The sequence below is a fragment of the Alphaproteobacteria bacterium genome (assembly GCA_035625915.1).
Taxonomy (GTDB): Bacteria; Pseudomonadota; Alphaproteobacteria; order JACZXZ01; family JACZXZ01; genus DATDHA01.
This window is the reverse complement of record DASPOR010000119.1, coordinates 1-20,200: the sequence shown is the minus strand read 5'-3', so window position 1 is coordinate 20,200 and position 20,200 is coordinate 1. Positions and strand designations below refer to the sequence as shown.

Sequence of the window (20,200 nt, the reverse complement as noted above, 5' to 3'; positions counted from 1 at the left end):
GCCCCAGGCTCTACGGAGCCCACGGCAAATCCGCGCAAATCGCCATCGTCTCCGAAAATCGCGTAGCCCACGCTCATGACACGGCCGGCATTGTCGCGATTCTTGACGAGGCCGCCGACCACAAGCCGATCCGAGGCTTTTGCAAACCGCTCGCTTAGGCTCTTCGAGTCGAATTCGATCATCCCAAGGGGTGGCGCGGGAAATTTCTCATTCGAAACACGCGGCCTGTCGAATGAATCGTATAGTTCAAGCGAATAAAGAAACGGAGACTCTTTTGCGAGTTTGGCAACGAACTGCCATATGTCACGCGAGTGCTGGATCTCGTCCCAGCTTTTCCCTTGGACTCTGTCGGCAATTCGTTCGAAATCGCCCTCGATATCCGCAAACGTTCGTTCGACATGCTGATCAACGAGAAGGGCGAGAGAACTCGCGTCGTGCTCGGCTTGAGCCAAGCGCTCGCTTCGGCCGCGCAGCCGTTCCGAGACGCCGATCACCAACAGGACGAGCAACAGAATGCCGAGCAGGGACAGGATCGGAACCGACCAGCTTCCCCTTCGACGATCGTCAGTGAACGTGCGACCCATAGCTTCAAATCCAACGGCCCGCGAGGCCATTGCCTCGAGGACGGGCACCCTTACCCATCCCGCTGTGGGCGCCGAGTAAAGCCCAAATTTGAGCTTGCGCGATCTTACGATTGCGCGGAATGGATTAACGATTGGTTAACGGAGATGAAGTTTTGATTACCGAAGGCATGCGCACTCAAAGCAGTTAAGGCTTTCCCTTTATCATTTGAATTATGGCCGAGAAGTCGAGCGCATCGCGCCCCATGCCGGCGAAGAGCGCGAAGAGCGAAGCCGCCTCCGCCCCGAGCGGGGTCGCGGCACCGGCCGATGCCGCCGCCTGCTGGGCGAGGCGTAAATCCTTCAGCATCATCGCCGCCGTGAAGCCGGGCTGGAAATTGCGGTTCGATGGCGCTGTCGGCACAAGGCCCGGCTCCGGGCAATAGTTCGTAAGCGACCAACATTGACCCGAGGCTTTCGCGCTGATTTCGAACAGCTTCGCCGCCGAAAGCCCCAACTTTTCGGCAAGCGCAAAGCCTTCGGCCACCGAAATCATCTGAATGCCGAGCATCATATTATTGCAAATCTTTGCCGCCTGGCCGTTACCGGAAGGCCCCGCGTGCACGATCGCCTTTCCCATCACTTTCAGTAGGGGTTCCGCACGGGCGAACGCCCGATCGCTTCCTCCGACCATGAACGTGAGGGTTCCCGCCGCTGCCCCCGCGACGCCGCCCGATACGGGCGCATCGACCATATCGAGCGCCCGCTTCGCCGCAGCGGCGGAAACCGTGCGTGCGCTTTCCACATCAATAGTCGAGCAATCCACAAGAAGCGTGTTGGGGCCGACGCTAGACAGCACACCCCGCTCGTCCAGGTAAACCGAGCGCACATGCTGGCCCGCGGGAAGCATCGTGATCACGGCGTCCACCCCGCTGGCCGCCTCGCCCGGATCCGCCGCGAGTTCCGCACCCGCTTCTTTGGCACTTGCGAGCAGCGTCTTCGAAAGATCGAAGGCTTTGACTTGGTGACCCGCCTTCAAAAGGTTGCGCATCATGGGCCCGCCCATGTTGCCAAGGCCGATGAAGCCGATCCTGCTCATGTTCCCGATTCCCTCTCCTAGGACTTGCGTGACATCGATGCAGCTTTCAATCGAAATGCAAATCGTCCGGGCGGGGCGCGAATGCCTGTTCGAGCGTCGACGGCGTCACGCCCGCGAGCGTGGGTGGATCCCATTTCGGCGCGTTGTCCTTGTCGAGGATTGCGGCGCGCACGCCCTCGAAGAAATCATGACCGTCCATGCAAAACTGGCAAATTCTGTATTCCATCGTCATCGCGGCTTCGAAATCGAGATGCCGACCCTCGCGTAATTCGCGGAATGTTAGCTTGAGCGACGTCGGCGATTTGGTCGAAAGCGTCTTTACGGTCTCGGCAGCCCACGAGCTTGCTTCGGCCGTGAGAGCGGCAACGATCGACTCGACCGACCCCTTGGCAAAGCATCGATCGATTACATCGCGATGCTCCGTCAGCAAGGCCGGACCTGGTTCCCTTGCAAAGCGCTCAATCGTACGGCCAACCATCGATTCGCCGGCAGAAGGGTCCGTCGTCGCCAGTGCCTCGATTAGTCGCGGGAGATCGGCACTGGGCACAAAGTGCGTCGCGATGCCGGCATAAATCAAATCCGGCGCCTTGAGACGCACACCGGTGAGGCCCAGATACATCCCGAGCTCACCCGGCAGGCGCGGGAGAAAATAGCTGCCTCCGACGTCGGGGAAGAGACCGATGCCTGTCTCCGGCATGGCAAACAGGGTTCGCTCCGTCGCGACACGGTGCGATCCGTGCACCGACAGCCCTACCCCGCCACCCATGACGATGCCGTCGATAAGCGCCACATAGGGTTTCCTGTAGCGGAAGACGTGCCGATTCTGACTGTATTCCGCGATATAGAAATTGGAGCGATAGGCGCGATCGCCGTTGCTGCGCGAGTTGAAGAGTGCGCGGAGGTCGCCACCTGCACAAAATGCCCGCTCGCCGGTGCCCTGGACGACGACCGCTCCGACATTCGGGTCGGCCTCCCACTCATCGAGGAAGGGATCCAATGCCTTCATCATGTCGAGGGTCAGCGAATTGAGCACCGCCGGCCGATTGAAGGTGATGAGCCCGAGACCACCGCGCCGCTCGAACAGGACAACGTCGCTTTCCTCGGTAGCGTTCATATCGCACCCGCCTTCATTGGCCAAGCAGCCGCCGCGCGATGATCACGCGCATGATCTCATTCGTCCCTTCGAGAATTTGGTGCACACGCACATCGCGCAGGTATCGCTCAATCGGATAGTCCTTGAGATAACCGTATCCGCCATGAAGTTGAAGCGACTCGTTGCATACCGTGAAGGCAACGTCTGTGGCAAACCGCTTCGCCATCGCGCAATGAAGCGTCGCATCCCGATGACGGGCATCGAGCAGGCACGCAGCACGCCGCACCATCAGTCGTGCCGCCTCGAGCTCCGTCGCCATGTCGGCATATCGGAACTGAAGCGCCTGGAATTCGGCGAGCTTGCGACCGAACTGCTCACGGACGCTGAGGTGCTCTCGCGCCGCTTCGAGGCAAGCGCGCGCGCCGCCAATCGAACAAGCGGCGATATTGAGGCGCCCGCCATCGAGGCCAAGCATGGCGATCTTGAAGCCCTCGCCCTCCCCGCCCAGGCGATTCTCGGCCGGCACCTTGCAATCCGCAAATGTCACCATCGCGGTCGGCTGGGAATTCCAGCCAAGCTTTCTTTCCTGCTTGCCGAAGGAGAGACCCGGCGCGCCGGCCTCGACCACAAAAGCCGAAATACCACTCGAGCCAGCACCGCCCGTGCGGGCCATGACGACATACACGTCGCTGCGACCGCCACCCGAGATGAATGCCTTACTGCCGTCGAGCACATAATGGCCGCCGTTGGGCTCAGCGCGGGTGCGTAGCGACGCAGCGTCAGATCCCGACCCGGGCTCTGTCAGGCAGTAGCTCGCAAAATGATCCATGGTCATCAGCTTGGGAAGCCACCGGCGGCGCTGTGCGTCGGAGCCGAAACGGTCGATCATCCAGCACGCCATGTTGTGAATTGAGATATAGGCGGCGGTCGAGGTGCAGCCGGCGGCCAGTTCCTCGAAGATAATGGCGGCATCCTGCCGGCTGAGGTTGGCCCCGCCCACGTCGTCGCGAACATAGATGCCGCCGAACCCGAGTGCTGCCGCCTTTCTCAAACTCTCCTCGGGGAAGATCTTTTCGTCATCCCAACGCGCGGCATGCGGTGCCAACTCGTCCCGAGCGAATTGCCGCGCCATGTCCTGGAAGGCCCGTTGTTCCTCGCTTGGCTCGAAATCCATTGTGGGTCTCCGCTCGCGTCGGCCGCGCCGATCATATCGGGGGGCAATGGCCTGTCAACGAAGCCGCATACGGCATTCTGCCCCCTGGCAGTATGCATCGTTCTATGCGATTCTCCGGCTATGAACGAAACAACGAAACCTCCAAAAGCCGACCGGCTTGTGGTCGGTCGAGTCGGTGTTGCGGAGGCGCCGGCCGTCCCGCACGGCGCCTTTCCGCGCGTGCGCCTGCGCCGCAATCGCGTCGACGCTTGGACACGACGGCTCGTCGCCGAGACCAGGCTCACCGCCGACGATCTCATTTGGCCGGTCTTCATCCGCGATGGCAAGGGCCTGCGGGAGCCCGTGGCTGCTATGCCGGGAGTCAACCGGCTCTCCGTCGATGCCGCGGTCGAGGCGGTTGCCGAGGCGGCTGAACTCGGCATTCCATGCGTTGCTCTCTTTCCCTATACGGATGCGAAGCTGAAGGACGAGCGGGGAAGTGAGGCCCTCAATCCGGACAATCTCGTTTGCCGGACGGTCCGCGCGGTCAAGAAGGCTTTTCCCCATATCGGCGTCCTCTGCGATGTCGCCCTCGACCCTTACACGAGCCACGGCCATGATGGGCTGATCAAAGATGGCTATGTGACGAACGACGAAAGTGTCGAGGTGCTGTGCCGCCAGGCGCTGGTCGAGGCGAAGGCGGGCTGCGACATCATCGCGCCATCCGACATGATGGACGGGCGCGTGGGTGCCATCCGCGCGGCGCTCGACGGTGCTGGCTTCGAGAATGTGCGGATCATGTCCTACGCCGCGAAATATGCGTCGGCTTTCTACGAGCCATTTCGAGACGCAACCGGCTCGCTCAAGGCGCTCAAGGGCGACAAACGAACTTACCAGATGGACCCGGCCAATTCCGACGAGGCGTTGCGCGAAGTTGCTCTCGACCTCGCCGAGGGTGCGGATATGGTGATGGTAAAGCCCGGCATGCCCTATCTCGACATCGTCCGGCGCGTGAAGGACGCGTTCAAAGTCCCGACTTTCGTCTATCAGGTGTCGGGCGAATACGCGATGCTCAAGGCGGCGGCCGGGAACGGGTGGCTCGACAACGACCGGGTGATCCTCGAATCTTTGCTGGGCTTCAAGCGAGCAGGCGCGGACGGCATCCTGACCTACCTGGGTGTCGAGGCCGCGAAACTCCTCAAGAAGGGCTGAACGGCCAAACGACGGAGTCCTCGCAATCTTGAAACTCCGTGACGAACGGGCTTCACGTTTGTCCAAGCAGGAAGCCGCGCACGATGTCGATCTGCTCGGGCGCCATGAGGGCCGGCGCATGACCGCACCCTGGAATTTCAACCACCTTGGCCTTGGGTCCGCGCTGTGTCATCTCCTTCGCGATATCGGGTGGAAGGAGGTCTGACTCCGCGCCGCGAAGGACGAGGACCGGGCAGCGAATTCGATCCCAGAACGACCAAAGGTCCACGTCCTGGAGTTCGCCTTGCAGGGGTGCCGCGATCGCCGGGTCGTAGCGAAGCCGCCAGTTCCCGTTCGTCTCGCGCCTCAGGCCGTGGATCGTGAGATGAAGCCATTCGGCGTCGCCCAACTTGCCGAAAGGCGCTGCAACCTCGCGCGTATAGGCAACCGCCTGATCGAGGTTTTGGAAACTCGGGTCCCTGCCGACATATTTGGCAAGGCGCTCGACTCCCGACTTCGGCACGAGTGGGCCGATATCGTTCAGCACGAGGCGCTCAATTGGGGAATTCGGGTGTGCGGACATGAAAATCCCAATGAGCCCGCCCATCGACGTCCCAACCCAATCGATTGCCTCGCCCCCAAGCCGGCCGATGAGCGCGTTCATATCCGCGCAATATTGGGGATAGCTGTAACCCGATTTATCCTCGAGCCAAGCGCTTTGGCCTCGTCCGACAATGTCGGGGCACGCTACGTGGTGGCTGTCCGCGAGGGCTTTCGCGAGCATGTCGAAGTCCCGTCCTTGGCGCGTGAGGCCGTGCACGCAGAGAAGCTTTCGCATGTTGCTCGCAGTACCCCACTCGGCGTAGGCGATCCTGTGAAATCCCTTGGCGCCCAGGCCCAGAAAGCTCGACAGCTTCGGTTCCATGCTCGTCCCTCGCATCACGCTCCGAATCAGCCGCGGCGACATATCGTTTGTATTTGCCGATCTTACACCGATGCACTCGGCGTTCGCCCGTCCTTGACGTCGCTCTGTGCCACTAAGCCTATCGTGGCATCGACAGGGGCAATGGACAAGCCGGCGAGCGGGGATACAGGCTGTCGGGGGGCCACCCCGAACGCCGGAACGGGCCCCCGGGTTGATCGGGAACCGGCACTGTTGTAAGCAGCTTTATCCACCCGATGGTCAAGCCAATTGCCACGAAGGAATCAGGGCAATGAGCGAAAATTGTTACGCCCTTTTCCGCAGCCGATTTCCGGCCGACCGGAGCGACGTCTTCATCGAACTCGATGACGGAACGGGGTACAGCTTTGGGACAATTGACGACATATCCGCGCGCATGGCGAGACTGTTTGAGGAACTCGGCATCCTGCCGGGCGACCGCATCGCCGTGCAAGTCGAAAAATCGCCAGAGGCGATCTGCCTCTATGTCGCGTGCTTGCGCTACGGCGCGATATTTCTTCCCATGAATACCGCCTATCAAAAAGGCGAAATCGAGTACATTCTTGCCGACGCGGAACCGGCGCTCGTAGTCTGCCGACCCGAGTCGGAAACAATAATCCGGGAGCTGGCCGCCGCGCGGAAGGGGATTCATGTCCTGACCCTTGGACATTCGCGCGAGGGAACGCTTCTCGAGCGGTCGAAGGGGCTCGAGCCGCTTCGAGATATTAGCTCGCGGACAAAGGGCGACGTGTGCTGCATCCTGTACACCTCGGGGACGACGGGCCGACCAAAGGGTGCAATGCTGACGCACGGCAATCTCGCCTCGAATACCATGGCGCTGCACCGGACCTGGCAATTCCAGAAGGGCGACGTTCTGCTCCACGCCCTACCGATCTTCCACGCGCACGGCCTATTCGTGGCGACCAATCTGTCGCTTTACAATCCGTGCAAGATGATCTTCCTTCCGCGCTTCGACGTGGACGCGATCGTTCGACTCCTGCCAAGGGCGAGCGTCTTCATGGGCGTGCCGACTTTTTACGTTCGCCTGCTTGCCGACGAGCGCGTGACGCGCGAGCTTTGCGGCCATGTCCGCCTCTTCGTCGCGGGTTCGGCGCCGCTGCTCGAGGAAACTTTTAACGCCTGGAAGACGCGCACGGGCATGGCGATCGTCGAGCGCTACGGAATGACTGAGACGGTAATGAACACCTCGAACCCGATCGGGGCCGAGACGTCGGGAAGCTGCGGGAAAGCGTTGCCCGGCGTTGAGGTTCGCGTGACTGGCGAAAACGGAAGCGTGCTCGCACCCGGCGAGGTCGGAAACATCGAAGTGCGCGGCCCCAACGTTTTCAAAGGATATTGGCGCAATCCCGAGAAGACGAAAGAAGATTTCCGGGCCGACGGATTTTTTATTACGGGCGACGTCGGGAAGATCGACGCGCAAGACTACGTCTGGATCGTCGGAAGAGCCAAGGACTTGATCATTTCAGGCGGGTACAATGTGTATCCGAAGGAGGTCGAAATCTATATTGACCGTATCGAGGGTGTGGACGAGTCCGCGGTCTTCGGCGTGCCGCATCCGGATTTCGGCGAAGGCGTCGCCGCCGCGATCAAGCGCAAACCGGGTCATTCGAACCTGACTGCGGACGCCATCACGGCAAAGCTCAAAGCTGAGCTAGCTCATTACAAGATTCCGAAGAAACTTTACTTCCTGGACGAGCTGCCCCGCAACGCGATGGGCAAAGTGCAGAAGAAGCTTTTGCGCGAACAGTACAAGGACAGCTTCACGGGTCGCTGAACCGCGCGCAGGGCAGGATTGGAGGCACATAATGGAAAATCGCTTGATTCCCAGTCTCGATCCGCATGCCCTCGCGCGTGAGCTCTCGAACAAGGTCCTGATCGAAGGCACATTTACCCCGGCGCGCTCAGGCAAGACCTTCCCGGTCGAGAATCCGGCGACAGGTGCGGCGATTGGAGAGGCAGCGTTCGGCGAAGCGGCGGATGTCGCGGCGGCGGTCGACTCTTCGAAAAGGGCGCAAGGAATTTGGGCCCGGCGTCCGGCGCGCGAACGCGGCAAGCTCGTGGCCGAGTGTGGGCGTCGCCTCAATGAGCATGTTGAGGAACTCGGCCGGCTCGTCGCCCTCGAAACGGGCAAGGCGCTTAGGACAGAGAGTCGTGTTGAGGCGTCGGTCCTGGCCGATGTGTTTGTGTTTTATGGGGGCCTCGGCTCTGAGCTCAAGGGCGAGACCGTGCCCTTCGATCCGCGGATGCTGACCATGACGGTGCGCCAGCCGCTCGGCGTCGTCGGCGCGATCATTCCCTGGAACGTCCCGCTTCTCCTGATGGCGCTCAAGATCGCCCCAGCACTCGTCGCGGGAAACGCCGTCGTCGTCAAGACCGCCGAGGAAGCGCCCCTCGCCGCACTGCGCGCGGCTCAAATAATGAATCAAATTCTTCCGCCCGGCGTATTCAACATCCTTTCGGGCTTCGGACCCGAATGCGGCGCACCCTTGGTTGCGCATCCCGACGTGCGCAAGGTGACCTTCACCGGCTCGGTCGAGACCGGCAAGGTCGTCTACCGGACAGCGGCTGACAAGCTCATTCCCGTAACACTCGAGCTTGGCGGCAAGAGTCCGATGATCGTGATGGAGGACGCCGACCTCGACAAGGCCATCGCGGGTGCGGTTGTCGGCATGCGCTTCACGCGCCAGGGTCAAAGCTGCACAGCGGCGAGCCGAATGTTCGTTCACGAGAAAATCCACGACGCGTTCGTCGAAAAGCTCAAGGCCAAGGTGAATGCGATGGTGATGGGCGACCCGCTCGATGAAAAGACAGACATCGGTGCCATCATCTCGCCGCAGCAATTCGAGCGCGTTGCGGGTTATATCAAGCTCGGCCAGTCGACGGCGGGAGCGACGGCGCATGAATGCTCGAGTCTGCCCGCCGATCCGAAATTCGGGAAAGGCCTATTTGTGAGGCCCGTGATCTTTACCGGCATCGACAACAGCCACCGCATCGCGCGCGAGGAAATCTTCGGGCCGGTGACCGCAGTGATCAAATGGCGAGACTATGACGAGGTGATCGCCGCTGCCAACGACTCACCCTACGGTCTCGCCGCGACGATATGGACCAATGATTTGCGCAAGGCGCTCGATGCGACCCAGCGCCTCGAGGCGGGATTCGTTCAGGTGAATCAGAACCTGGTGGTGCAGCCAGGTCTTTCATACGGTGGCTCCAAGGCGTCGGGTCTCGGCCGCGAAGCCTCGCTCGAGGCCATGCTCGACCATTTCACGGAGAAGAAGACGATTATTCTGAACATGGCTTGATGGGGATATATGGAGCGCGGCGGCTCTTCCTTTCTCTCCCGTCGCACGCCTGATACCATGCCGAAATGCGCCGATTCGTCTTCCGCTGGCTGATCCGGCCCCTGCTCATCGTAACGCTTCCGCTGGCACTCATCCTCGCGGGCGCCTGGTTCTGGCTTTCGACCTCTCTCCCCGAGACCACCGGGACGGTCGCTATTCGGGGCCTCGTCGATCCGGTTGAGATCGTCCGCGATCCTTACGGCATTCCGCACATATTCGCCAAAAACGACGCCGACGCCGCCTTCGCGCTGGGGTTCGTCCATGCCCAAGACCGCCTTTGGCAAATGGACCAACTTCGCCGGCTCGCTTCGGGCCATCTTGCAGAGCTTGTCGGCGAGGCGGCACTTCCACTCGACCGGTTCGCGCGAACTGTCGGCCTCGAGCACCTCGCCGAGTCGGCCCTTGCGGGCCTCGAGCCTGAGATGCGCGCCGACCTCGATGCCTACGCCGCCGGTGTTAACGCATTCATCGCACAGCACCACGGCGCTTGGCCGCCGGAATATATGGTGCTCGGCGCAGCACCGGCGCCATGGCGCCCGGTCGATAGCCTCGTCTGGGGTGAGCTGATGGCGGTACAGCTCTCGGGTCACTGGCGCACCGAATTGCTGCGCGCAGAGCTTCTAAAGAAGCTGACACCCGATCAGGTGGAGCAGCTTTGGCCCCATTACCCGGACGACTCGCCTGCCACCTTGGCATTCGAACTCGGGGCCGCGCGCAAATTATCGGATTCGAGCCTCGCCGCCATTTCGGCGCCATTCGACGGGCAGGGAGCCTCTAATTCCTGGGCGGTCAGCGGTGCCCACACCCTAACGGGCAAGCCGATTCTAGCGAACGATCCGCATCTCGGCTTCAGCTTGCCCATACTCTGGTATCTCGCGCGCATCGAGACACCGACCCTTCATCTCACGGGAGCCACTGTACCGGGTGTGCCGATCATAATTCTCGGGCACAACGACAGCATAGCCTGGGGGATGACGACGACCGGCGGCGACCTCGAGGATTTATTCGTAGAAAAAATCGATCCTGGCGATCCGCAGCGCTATTTGACGCCCGAAGGCTCACTCCCGTTCCGCACGCGAACCGAAGTCATTGGCGTGCGGGGAGAGCCGGCCGTCACACTCACGGTTCGCGAAACGAGGCATGGCCCGGTCATCTCCGATGTCGTGAAGGACGCAACGACGGCAGGTGAGCCGGGCACAGTCCTGGCCCTTGCCGCAACGTGGCTCGATCCGAACAATCGCATCGCCCAGGCTATATTCGGAATCGATCGCGCCCATGATTGGATGAGCTTCACCGAAGCGCTCAAGGATTTCGGCGCACCGCAACAGAACGTCATCTATGCCGACGTGGACGGCCACATCGGATTCTATACCGCCGGGACGATGCCCGTCCGAAAGGCGGGCGATGGCCGTCTTCCCATTCCCGGATGGAGCGGGGAATACGACTGGACGGGCACGCTCCCGTTCGACGAGCTCCCGCATGGCATCGACCCCGCGTCGGGACGCTTCGTCAACGCCAACAACAAAGTGACCGCACCCGACTATCCCCACCACATCACGACACAGGGATGGGATGAGCCTTATCGGGCCGCGCGTATCGAATCCCTGCTCAATGAAACGCCTCAGGCCAGCCTCGATTCGTTCGCGAAAATTCAAGGCGACATCGTATCGCTCGCCGCGCGTGAACTTCTGCCGCTCGTGAGTGATATCGATGTCGACACTCCGGACCTCAAGGCCGTGCTCGAGCGCATGAAGCGCTGGGACGGCGTCATGGATCGCACAAAGCCCGAGCCGCTTATTTTCGCCGCATGGATGCGAGAGCTGGACCGTTCCCTGTTCGCGGCGAAGATGGGCGCTCTTTTTCCAAGCTTCTGGGGGCAGCATCCGAAGCTCATCCAGTCCATCTTCACGACGCATCCTGAATGGTGCGCGAGGCCGGAGGCGCCACCGCAAGCCGGCGACTGTCGTGCGTTAAGCGCCGAGGCCTTGAAGCGAGCCCTTGCCTGGCTTACGGACCGCTACGGCCGGGATGCCGACTTATGGCGATGGGGGGACGCGCATCGCACGCAATTCGTCCATCGCATTTTCGACCGTATTCCGTTGGTAAATCGATTCGTCAATCTCCGCTTGGCCGCGGATGGGGGCAACTATACGCTCAACCGCGCCGGCTACCGGGTTGCCGACGATCAACAGCCCTTCGCGGACGTGCACGGTGCGGGCTATCGCGCCCTCTACGACCTTTCCGATCTTTCTCATTCGCGTTTCGTGATCGCGACGGGGCAATCGGGTAATCCGCTTTCCACTCACTTCTCCGACTTCGCAGCACTATGGCGCGATGTGGACTACGTGACGATCGCTGGAAGCCGTGATGAGGTCCTCCGTAAAGGGGGGGAGTTGCTCACTCTCGTGCCACGCTGAGCGGGAAGGAGGACGCCACGATGACCGTCGCAATAATCGATCTCGACGTCGTCGTCGAAACGCGCAATCGTGAGCACGTGCAAGAAATCCTTACGCCGCTCGATGGTGCTGGCTATAAGGGGCGTCTCTTGTCCGCGACGGCGACAAGTTCGGAAAGCTGAATGCTAGCCGTGCGCGCTCGCGACTCGATCCAGCAACAAAAACAGCTACGCGGGATTCCACGGAGGCTTCTGGACCTCGGCTGGATTGAGACTATCTACACACTGACTTTGGAATCGAGGGAATGAAATGCAGGGCGTTGAACCGGTCCGCAGAAACGTCCTTGAGCTCATTGGCAATACGCCGATGGTCGAGGTGCAACGCCTGGACACGGGACCCTGCCGACTATTCCTCAAGCTCGAAAGCCAAAACCCTGGTGGTTCGATAAAGGACCGCATCGGACGCTCGATGATCGAAGCGGCGGAGCGGGACGGAACGCTCCAGCCAGGGGGCACGCTGGTCGAGGCCACTGCCGGCAATACCGGCCTGGGCCTGGCGCTTGTCGCCTCCCAGAAAGGCTACCGCTTGATCCTGGTCATTCCCGACAAAATGAGTCAGGAGAAAATCTTCCATTTGAAGGCGCTCGGGGCGGAGGTCGTTATCACCCGATCGGACGTGGGAAAGGGTCATCCCGACTACTACCAGGACAGGGCGGCACGCCTCGCCCGCGAAACGCCGGGTGCTATATTCGTCAATCAATTCGGCAATCCTGCAAATCCGAAAGCGCACGAGGAGACGACGGGCCCCGAAATTTGGACCCAGATGGAAGGCAAGCTCGACGCCATCGTGTGCGGCGTCGGGTCAGGCGGTACACTTACCGGGCTTTCGCGTTACTTTGCGCGCACGGCACCCGCGGCCGAAATGGTGCTCGCGGACCCCGAAGGCTCGATCCTCGCGAATTACATCGCAAACGGCAAGGTCTCGGAAACCACCGGCACGTGGTTCGTCGAAGGAATCGGGGAGGATTTCATTCCTCCCGTTGCCGACCTTTCGCGGGTAAAGCGTGCCTACACTATTCCGGATCGCGATGCCTTCGTTACCTGCCGAGAGTTGCTCGCGAGCGAAGGAATCCTTGCGGGCTCATCATCGGGCACGCTCATCGCCGCCGCTCTGCGCTATTGCCGGGAGCAAGCGAGCGCCAAGCGCGTCGTCACCCTCGTCTGCGACAGTGGAAACAAATATCTCTCGAAGGTCTACAACGATTATTGGATGCTCGATCAGGGCTTCATCGAGCGCGAGGTGCGTGGCGATCTGACGGATCTCATCGCACGCCAGCATCGCCGCCATGCGACGATCTCGGTCAAGCCGGACGATACGCTGATCTCAGCCTACGGCCGGATGAAGCTTTACGACGTGTCCCAACTTCCGGTTCTCGACGGGGAGCGAATCGTGGGCATCCTCGATGAGGAGGACATTCTCATTCGTGTCTTCGGTCATGAGGAGCGCTTCCGGGAGGACGTTTCAAGTGCTATGACGCAAAAGCTTGAGACAGTGCCGCCTTCGGCGGGCATTGCCGATGTGCTGGAGATATTCAAGCGCGGACATGTCGCGATCGTGAAGGACGGCGAACAGTTCCACGGCCTGATCACCCGAATCGACCTTCTCAACTATCTGCGCCGAAGGATGAAGTAGGCGCCAACGGAGAGCATCGCATGTCTCAACGAACGAATGGGCGGAAGTCAAACCGCCTTGGCTTCTCAACGCGCGCAATCCACGCGGGCCAGCGCCCCGACCCGTCGACGGGGGCGATCATGATGCCGATCTACGCGACCTCGACCTACGTTCAGGATAGCCCCGGCGTTCACAAAGGCTATGAATATTCGCGCTCCCAGAATCCGACGCGCATGGCGTACGAGCGCTGCGTTGCCGATCTGGAGAACGGGCGGCAGGGATATGCGTTCGCATCGGGTCTTGCGGGTGCGTCCACGGTGCTCGAACTTCTGGATTCCGGAAGTCACATCGTCGCCATGGACGACCTCTACGGCGGAACGCATCGTTTGCTGGAGCAGGTGCGTAAACGTTCCGCCGGTCTCGCGGTGAGCTTCGCCGATCTGTCCGATCCGTCACAGCTCGAAAAGGCGCTCAGGCCCGATACGCGCATGATCTGGGTCGAGACGCCGACCAACCCGCTCCTTAAGCTCGTCGATCTCGAGCGCATCGGGCGAGCCGCACGCGCACGCAAAATACTCGCGGTCTGCGACAACACGTTCGCGACACCGTGGGCGCAGCGTCCCCTCGAATACGGGTTCGATTTGGCGCTCCATTCGGCGACGAAGTACCTCAATGGCCATTCGGACATCGTGGGCGGCGTCGTTATCGTCGGCGAGAATGCCGAGCTTGCTGACCGCCTCGCCTTCCTCCATAACGCGGTCGGCGCGATCGCCGGGCCGTTCGACAGTTTCCTGGCCCTTCGCGGCCTCAAGACGCTCGCGCTGCGAATGGAGCGGCACTGCTCGAACGCCTCAGCGGTCGCGGCCTGGCTCGAAAAGCATCCCAAGATCGAACGCGTCATCTACCCCGGTCTTGCGAGCCATGCCCAGCACGCTCTCGCCGCGCGCCAGATGTCAGGATTCGGTGGCATGGTGACCGCATTCATCAAAGGCGGGCTCGAGCCATCGCGGCGATTCCTCGAACGCTGTGAGATTTTCGCCTTGGCGGAAAGCCTCGGGGGTGTCGAGAGCCTGATCGAGCACCCCGCGATCATGACCCATGCCTCCATCCCGGGGGAGCATCGCACTGCCCTTGGCATTTCTGACGGACTCGTGCGCCTCTCTTGCGGCGTGGAGGATGTCGACGATCTGATTGCCGATTTGGATCAGGCGCTAAGGTAGTGGAATTTCTCGTCAATTCCCGGTGGGATCGGTCTTGTCGAGCTGCGATCGGCCGACCTCCGCGTCCTTATCGCTTCGGTCACTCGCAAAAACGAGCGCCATCAGTGTGATCCCAAGAGCCACCGTCACGGTGACACCGAAGATCACAGCCAACGTACCGCCGAGGTCGAGGCCGAGGCCCGCGAAGTCGTTCATGGCCCAAAACAATAAGAGCACACCTGCCGAACAGCCAACGCAGGCGAGGACGTAGGTAAATAGCCACTTCCTCATAAATCACCCCCACAACGGCGCGATGATTGGGTTTACGCGAGATATTCGCCTAAATCGGCGCCGAAGCAATGGCAGGACACCGATTTGCCCTCCAAAAATTGCCGTTCGCGCCCAAAATGCGACGGCGCTTCCGAGCCTCCGCGGGCGTTACGAAATGGTCTAATAAACCGCTTTTTAAGGATATTCCGCCACTGTCCGGGGCCTAAACGGACCTAAGTGCGCAGTTCAGAGAGCCGGGGTATCCGAATGTTTGTCATCGTCGGCATCGTCGTGGTGATCGGCTCCGTATTCGGCGGATTCCTGGCCGAGGGCGGCAATTTCGAGGTGCTGATCCAGCCCTTCGAGCTGCTCATCATCGCCGGTGCGGCGACCGGCGCCTTTCTCATCTCGAATCCGAAGCATGTCATTGCGAAGATTGCCGGCGCCATCGGCCACTTGCTCAAAGGGTCGAAATACGGCAAGGAGAGCTACCTCGACCTTCTCGGCCTCCTCTATCAGATTTTCAAGATCGCCAAGAGCAAAGGCATGCTCTCCCTCGAGCAGCACGTCGAAAACCCGAGCGAGAGCACGCTCTTCAATGCGTTTCCGAAATTCAGCGCCGACCACGCCGCGGTTACATTTCTGTGCGATTATTTGCGCTTATTGACGCTCGGCACCGACAACGCCCGCGAGATCGAAGGGCTGATGGACGAGGAGATCGAAACGCATCATGCCGAGCATGCACAAATCGCAAGTGCGTTACAGACGATGGCGGACGGCATGCCAGCACTTGGGATCGTCGCGGCGGTGCTCGGCGTGATCAATACCATGGGCGCAATCAACCAGCCGCCGGCGATACTCGGCCACCTGATCGGTGCTGCACTCGTCGGCACGTTTCTTGGCGTGCTTCTGTCATACGGGTTCGTAGGCCCGATCGGCAATGGCCTGAAAGCGATTTACGATGCGGAGCTTAAATACTTTCAGTGCATCAAAGCGGGGCTTTTGGCCCACATGCAAGGCTATGCGCCGGCGATTTCGGTCGAGTTCGGGCGCAAGGCACTCCTCTCGAATGTCCGGCCGACCTTCTACGAGGTCGAGGAATCGAACGCCGCATTGCCGCCGGCATAATGCGTCGGGCTGACAGGGACCACACGAGCGTCTCATGGCGGAAGCAAACCACGCAGAAGTGATCGTTAAGAAGATCAAGAAGGGCGGTCACGGCGGCCATCATGGCGGGGCGTGGAAGGTCGCCTACGCCGACTTTGTGACCGCGATGATGGCGTTTTTCCTCCTCTTGTGGCTTCTGAACGCGACGACGGAAGAGCAGCGGCTGGGTATCTCGAATTATTTTGCACCGGGTGCCACGTCGAAGGAAGCAAGCGGTGCGGGCGGCGTGCTCGGGGGGTTAAGCCCCAACGAGCCTGGCCCGATGAACTCGACGAGCCCGGTGCACGTCACGCTGCCCCTGCCGCCTATCCCGGCCCAGGTCAACGCACCGTCCGCCGATCAGGACGATACAAACACCAACCGCAGTGCTGACGACGACGCGGCACAAAGCGGGCGCGCGGATCCGACCAAGGACTTGGCAAGGGATTTGAAAACGGATTCGGTCAACGACCCGGCCAAGCTCACCGATCAGCAAAAGAAGCGGATAGCCGAGAAGGAGCAGGAGCGCGCGTTCGACGAAGCCGAAAAGGAATTGCGCCAGGCGATCCAGTCAGTACCCCAGCTTCAGGCCCTCAAGGACAGCCTCATCATCGATCGCACACCGGAAGGGATGCGCATACAGATCGTCGACCAGGACAAGCTCGAGATGTTCCCCCTCGGCAGCGCCAATATGTACGATTATACGAAGGCGCTGTTGGGCAAAGTGGCCGAGGTGGTGAAGCTCACCAGCAACAAGATCGCAATTTCCGGCCATACGGATGCCCGACCTTATGCGCGGGGTAACTATACCAACTGGGAGCTTTCGGTCGACCGTGCGAACGCGAGCCGCCGCGCCCTCATCGAGGCAGGGCTACCGCCCGAACGGATTGCGCGCGTGACCGGAAATGCGGACACCGACCTTTTGATCCCAACCGACCCCCTGAGCCCTCGCAATCGGCGCATCAGCATTACCCTCCTCCAGGACCGGCAAGGCTAGGCGCTGGGCATTCTCGGCAAAGTGGACGCGCCCGTCGAAGGAAATCCGGCGAGACGGCATTTGCGTAATTGGCACGAGCCCCTTAGGCTTTCGAGATCGCCAAGGGGGATAACGCATGAGCCAGTTACCGATCAGCAACGCCAATCCGTCGAGTTGGGCGGGGCCAGCGCCCGATCCGCTCGACCACCCCGAGCTTTACGAAGGAATCGTTTTCCGCCGGATCTTCGGCCATCTGATCGATCTTGTTCTCATTATCCTGCTGATCATTGTGTTTTGGATGATCGTCATGTTCCTTCATGTTGTCTCATTCGGGCTCCTGTTCTTGCCCCTTGTCGTCTTGAGCCCGGCGGTGACGGTTTTCTACGACGCGCTGCAAGTCGGTGGGCGACGGTCGGCTACGATCGGGATGCGCACAATGGGGCTCGAGGTGCGGAGCTGGCTCGGCACTCGCCCCACGATGAGCCAAGCCTTCGTGCGCGCCGCCGTTTTCTGGGGCATGTCATATATGACAGCCGCCATCCTCATGTGGCTTGTGCTGGGTTTTGCACTTTTCAATACGCGCCGGCGATGCCTGCATGACTATCTCTCCGGCACAGTCGTGATCCGGACTTCGAAATCGATGGTATTGGGTCCCTAATTTCGGTGATGCCGGCAGCACGCCGTTAACCTTGTGGCGTCGGCGTGACTTGCGGATAATGGGGGCATGTCGGGATCGTCCGAAGGCCTCGCCAAACTACCGCGTCACTTCTATCTCTCGGGACCGCGCCCGTGTCCGTACCTCTTTGGGCGTATCGAGCGCAGCATTTTCACCGATTTGACGAGTGCCGAAGGCGACCGGCTTTATGAGACCCTGCTGCGCGGCGGCTTCCGGCGCAGCCACCAGGTTGCGTTCCGGCCCGCCTGCCCCGAGTGCCAGGCCTGTGTACCGGTGCGCGTGTTGACCGAAAGTTTCGAGGAGCGGCCTTGGATGCGCCGCATTCTCAAGCTGAACGCGCCACTCGCCGTAGAGGTCGTGCCCGCCCGCGCAAGCCGCGAGCAATACGCGCTTTTCCGCCGCTACATCGCAACCCGACATGGCGACGGCGAAATGGCGCTCATGGATTATGACGATTACCGCAACATGATCGAGGACAGCCCAGTCCGCAGCTTCGTGCTCGAGTTTCGCGATCCGCTCGGGGTCCTTGTCGCAGCGTGCCTTGCCGACAGATTGTCGGAGGGATTTTCCGCCGTATACAGCTTTTTCGCAGCCGGCGGAAAATGGCCGAGCCTTGGGAGCTACATGATCCTTCACCTGATCCTGGCCGCGCAGCAGCGCTCGCTCCCCTATGTCTACCTCGGCTATTGGGTCGGCGGCAGCCGCAAGATGGCCTACAAGGCGCGCTTCCGCCCCCTCGAAGCGCTCGGTTCCGAGGGTTGGCGGAAATTCGATCCGCCACAATTGCGAATTATGTAAATAATATCAATGTGTTAAGTTTTAACGCTGGTACATCCTACAGTTCAGCCAACAATACACTCGAAGACCATAACTAAGGCGCTGAATACGCTACAAAAATCGACTTGCCCTTACGGATTTTCAGCTCATAGAAGCCTTCTAGCGTCACCCTCGCCTACCCCGGCCCTGGTGCGCTTGAGGCCATCCAAGCCCTCGAATTCCGCCGGCATCGACCCTGCGTCGCGTGCACAAAGAAAAAGCCCCGCAGAGGTATTGGCGATAGTTGTGCATGGCGTGGGGAGCGACGATATCGCAGCCCTACGCAGCGGCTGTCTTCTCCGTCACCGCCTCTGCGGCCTTTCGGATCACGTCGAGCACAAAGTCGGGCTGGGACAGCATCGGAACGTGGCTGCTGTCGGTCTCGAAGGTGTTCGCTCCCATACGCTTTGCGACGAAACGCTCCAAGGCGGGTTGGATGGTATGGTCACTGCTGGCAACGATGTACCAGGTCGGTTTCGATCTCCAAGCCGTACCGTCTAACTTCTGATTGAACAGGTCTGCCGTGGGCGCTGCATGCGTGGCCCAAATCAGTTTCTGCTCCTCCTCTGGTAGATCGCCCGCGAATGACGAAACACCGTCCGCCTTCAGCCACACCCGCCCGTCTGCAACTTCGATATGGGAGAAGATATCCGTGGCTGGGAACTTTTCCTGAAGGCTCTGTGTCGTTTCATCCGCGTCGGGCGCAAATGCAGCAATATAGACGAGTGCAGCCACCCGCGGGTCCGTGCCCGCCGCAGTGATGACAGAGCCGCCGTAAGAATGCCCAACCAAGACTACGGGACTGCTGACCCGCTTCAGAGTCCTTCTCACGTTCGCGACATCCTCGGCGTGCGAATCGAGTCCGTGCTGAGATGCGATCACCTCATGTCCCTCGGCCAGAAGGGTCGGGATGAGTTTGCTGAAGCAAGAGCCGTCTGCCCAGAGGCCGTGGACCAAGACGATGCTGGGTTTGCGCTGATTTGCCATAATTTTGCTCCCTTCGTTCAGTTGGGAGAGGCCTGTCTCTCGCGTTCCTCAAGCGAGACGAAGCGATATGAGTCGGGACCACCGTTTGGCAGCTTCTCGGAATCGCCCATGCCGATCGGGTCGGGGACAATGCAGCGAGCTAGCGGCTTGAGGTGCGGCAACACGTTGCGCCAGAGGTACGATGAGGTGGGATTGCCGTGCAGCAGCACGATGGGGTCGCCCTCTCCCACTTCGACGTACGCCATCTCGCTGCCGAGGACCCACCGCCGCTGCTTTTGGTATGGAAATGCCGAAGGGATCATGTCGGCTACTCCTTCTTTCCTTGTAGTAGCCGAATATCATCGCGTGGCAAGTGCAAAGACCGCTCAAAACACGCAAACGACGTAACGTCCCGTCTCACAGCCAATCGTGAAAAGTCAGCGCATTTCATGGACGCGGGCTCGACCAATTTCACGTGTTTGCGAGACCGACTGCTTTCGCATCACCATGTATTCCGTGCCAGAAACACCGGCAATCGGTATGCGGCAAAAATCAGTCGAATTTGCGCGAGCGGGGGAAGCCATTCGGCGGGAGACGTCCGGCTTGCGCGCGTTGGCCAACCCAATCGCCGAGTTCGACCTTGGAGAAGGTGCGCGTCCGGTCGCCGGTGCGGCATGTCAAGCCTT

General features: G+C 60.6%; 18 protein-coding genes and 1 pseudogene. 11 read left to right on the top strand and 8 right to left on the bottom strand.

Features of this window, described 5'->3' with window-relative positions:
* The 4 genes from VEJ16_09910 to VEJ16_09895 all read right to left on the bottom strand — a co-directional run.
* Positions 1 to 584 (bottom strand): hypothetical protein (locus VEJ16_09910; GenBank protein ID HYB09974.1); only part of this gene is annotated, 584 nt, incomplete at its 3' end.
* Positions 585 to 768: 184 nt separating this feature from the next.
* Entirely contained in the window at positions 769 to 1,659 is an 891-nt protein-coding gene (gene mmsB, locus VEJ16_09905) for a 3-hydroxyisobutyrate dehydrogenase (GenBank protein ID HYB09973.1), read from the bottom strand.
* Positions 1,660 to 1,705: 46 nt separating this feature from the next.
* The gene (locus VEJ16_09900; GenBank protein HYB09972.1) at positions 1,706 to 2,773 is read right to left on the bottom strand and encodes an enoyl-CoA hydratase/isomerase family protein; all 1,068 of its coding nucleotides are present in this window, start codon (positions 2,771 to 2,773) and stop codon (positions 1,706 to 1,708) included.
* 13 nt (positions 2,774 to 2,786) lie between these two features.
* Positions 2,787 to 3,926: an isobutyryl-CoA dehydrogenase gene (locus VEJ16_09895; GenBank protein HYB09971.1), complete on the bottom strand. Its 1,140-nt coding sequence runs from the start codon at positions 3,924 to 3,926 to the stop codon at positions 2,787 to 2,789.
* A 120-nt stretch (positions 3,927 to 4,046) separates the two neighbouring features.
* Between VEJ16_09895 and hemB the strand changes: the two genes are divergently transcribed.
* Complete coding sequence (gene hemB / locus VEJ16_09890) at positions 4,047 to 5,117, top strand: porphobilinogen synthase (GenBank protein HYB09970.1); 1,071 nt, start codon at positions 4,047 to 4,049, stop codon at positions 5,115 to 5,117.
* 52 nt (positions 5,118 to 5,169) lie between these two features.
* On the opposite strand, the gene VEJ16_09885 is transcribed toward hemB, so the two are convergent.
* A complete protein-coding gene (locus VEJ16_09885) occupies positions 5,170 to 6,021 on the bottom strand; it encodes an alpha/beta hydrolase (protein ID HYB09969.1) in 852 nt (283 codons plus the stop codon).
* A 289-nt stretch (positions 6,022 to 6,310) separates the two neighbouring features.
* Between VEJ16_09885 and VEJ16_09880 the strand changes: the two genes are divergently transcribed.
* The 6 genes from VEJ16_09880 to VEJ16_09855 all read left to right on the top strand — a co-directional run bounded on the left by VEJ16_09880 (position 6,311) and on the right by VEJ16_09855 (position 14,685).
* Positions 6,311 to 7,831: a malonyl-CoA synthase gene (locus tag VEJ16_09880; protein ID HYB09968.1), complete on the top strand. Its 1,521-nt coding sequence runs from the start codon at positions 6,311 to 6,313 to the stop codon at positions 7,829 to 7,831.
* Positions 7,832 to 7,862: 31 nt separating this feature from the next.
* Positions 7,863 to 9,359: an aldehyde dehydrogenase family protein gene (locus VEJ16_09875; protein ID HYB09967.1), complete on the top strand. Its 1,497-nt coding sequence runs from the start codon at positions 7,863 to 7,865 to the stop codon at positions 9,357 to 9,359.
* Positions 9,360 to 9,424: 65 nt separating this feature from the next.
* Positions 9,425 to 11,815 (top strand): penicillin acylase family protein, encoded by a 2,391-nt coding sequence (locus tag VEJ16_09870; GenBank protein ID HYB09966.1) that lies wholly within the window; start codon positions 9,425 to 9,427, stop codon positions 11,813 to 11,815.
* 20 nt (positions 11,816 to 11,835) lie between these two features.
* Positions 11,836 to 11,976, top strand: a complete 141-nt coding sequence (locus tag VEJ16_09865; protein ID HYB09965.1) for a hypothetical protein — start codon at positions 11,836 to 11,838, stop codon at positions 11,974 to 11,976.
* Between the two features lie 127 nt (positions 11,977 to 12,103).
* On the top strand, positions 12,104 to 13,486 hold the full coding sequence (locus VEJ16_09860; protein HYB09964.1) for a pyridoxal-phosphate dependent enzyme: 1,383 nt from the start codon (positions 12,104 to 12,106) through the stop codon (positions 13,484 to 13,486).
* Between the two features lie 20 nt (positions 13,487 to 13,506).
* Positions 13,507 to 14,685: a PLP-dependent aspartate aminotransferase family protein gene (locus VEJ16_09855; GenBank protein ID HYB09963.1), complete on the top strand. Its 1,179-nt coding sequence runs from the start codon at positions 13,507 to 13,509 to the stop codon at positions 14,683 to 14,685.
* 12 nt (positions 14,686 to 14,697) lie between these two features.
* Here the strand turns inward: VEJ16_09855 and VEJ16_09850 are convergent, their stop codons facing one another.
* Entirely contained in the window at positions 14,698 to 14,955 is a 258-nt protein-coding gene (locus VEJ16_09850) for a hypothetical protein (protein ID HYB09962.1), read from the bottom strand.
* A gap of 246 nt (positions 14,956 to 15,201) precedes the next feature.
* On the opposite strand from VEJ16_09850, the gene motA reads away from it, so the two are divergent.
* The 4 genes from motA (at position 15,202) to VEJ16_09830 (ending at position 18,530) form a co-directional block, all read left to right on the top strand.
* Positions 15,202 to 16,062, top strand: coding sequence for a flagellar motor stator protein MotA (gene motA, locus VEJ16_09845; protein ID HYB09961.1), 861 nt, complete (start codon positions 15,202 to 15,204; stop codon positions 16,060 to 16,062).
* A 34-nt stretch (positions 16,063 to 16,096) separates the two neighbouring features.
* A complete protein-coding gene (locus VEJ16_09840; protein ID HYB09960.1) occupies positions 16,097 to 17,077 on the top strand; it encodes a flagellar motor protein MotB in 981 nt (326 codons plus the stop codon).
* A 115-nt stretch (positions 17,078 to 17,192) separates the two neighbouring features.
* Positions 17,193 to 17,714: an RDD family protein gene (locus VEJ16_09835; GenBank protein ID HYB09959.1), complete on the top strand. Its 522-nt coding sequence runs from the start codon at positions 17,193 to 17,195 to the stop codon at positions 17,712 to 17,714.
* 66 nt (positions 17,715 to 17,780) lie between these two features.
* Positions 17,781 to 18,530: an arginyltransferase gene (locus VEJ16_09830; protein ID HYB09958.1), complete on the top strand. Its 750-nt coding sequence runs from the start codon at positions 17,781 to 17,783 to the stop codon at positions 18,528 to 18,530.
* A gap of 297 nt (positions 18,531 to 18,827) precedes the next feature.
* On the opposite strand, the gene VEJ16_09825 is transcribed toward VEJ16_09830, so the two are convergent.
* Complete coding sequence (locus VEJ16_09825) at positions 18,828 to 19,535, bottom strand: alpha/beta hydrolase (GenBank protein ID HYB09957.1); 708 nt, start codon at positions 19,533 to 19,535, stop codon at positions 18,828 to 18,830.
* Positions 19,536 to 19,591: 56 nt separating this feature from the next.
* A pseudogene (locus VEJ16_09820) lies at positions 19,592 to 19,837 on the bottom strand (alpha/beta fold hydrolase).
* Positions 19,838 to 20,200 lie beyond the last annotated feature (363 nt).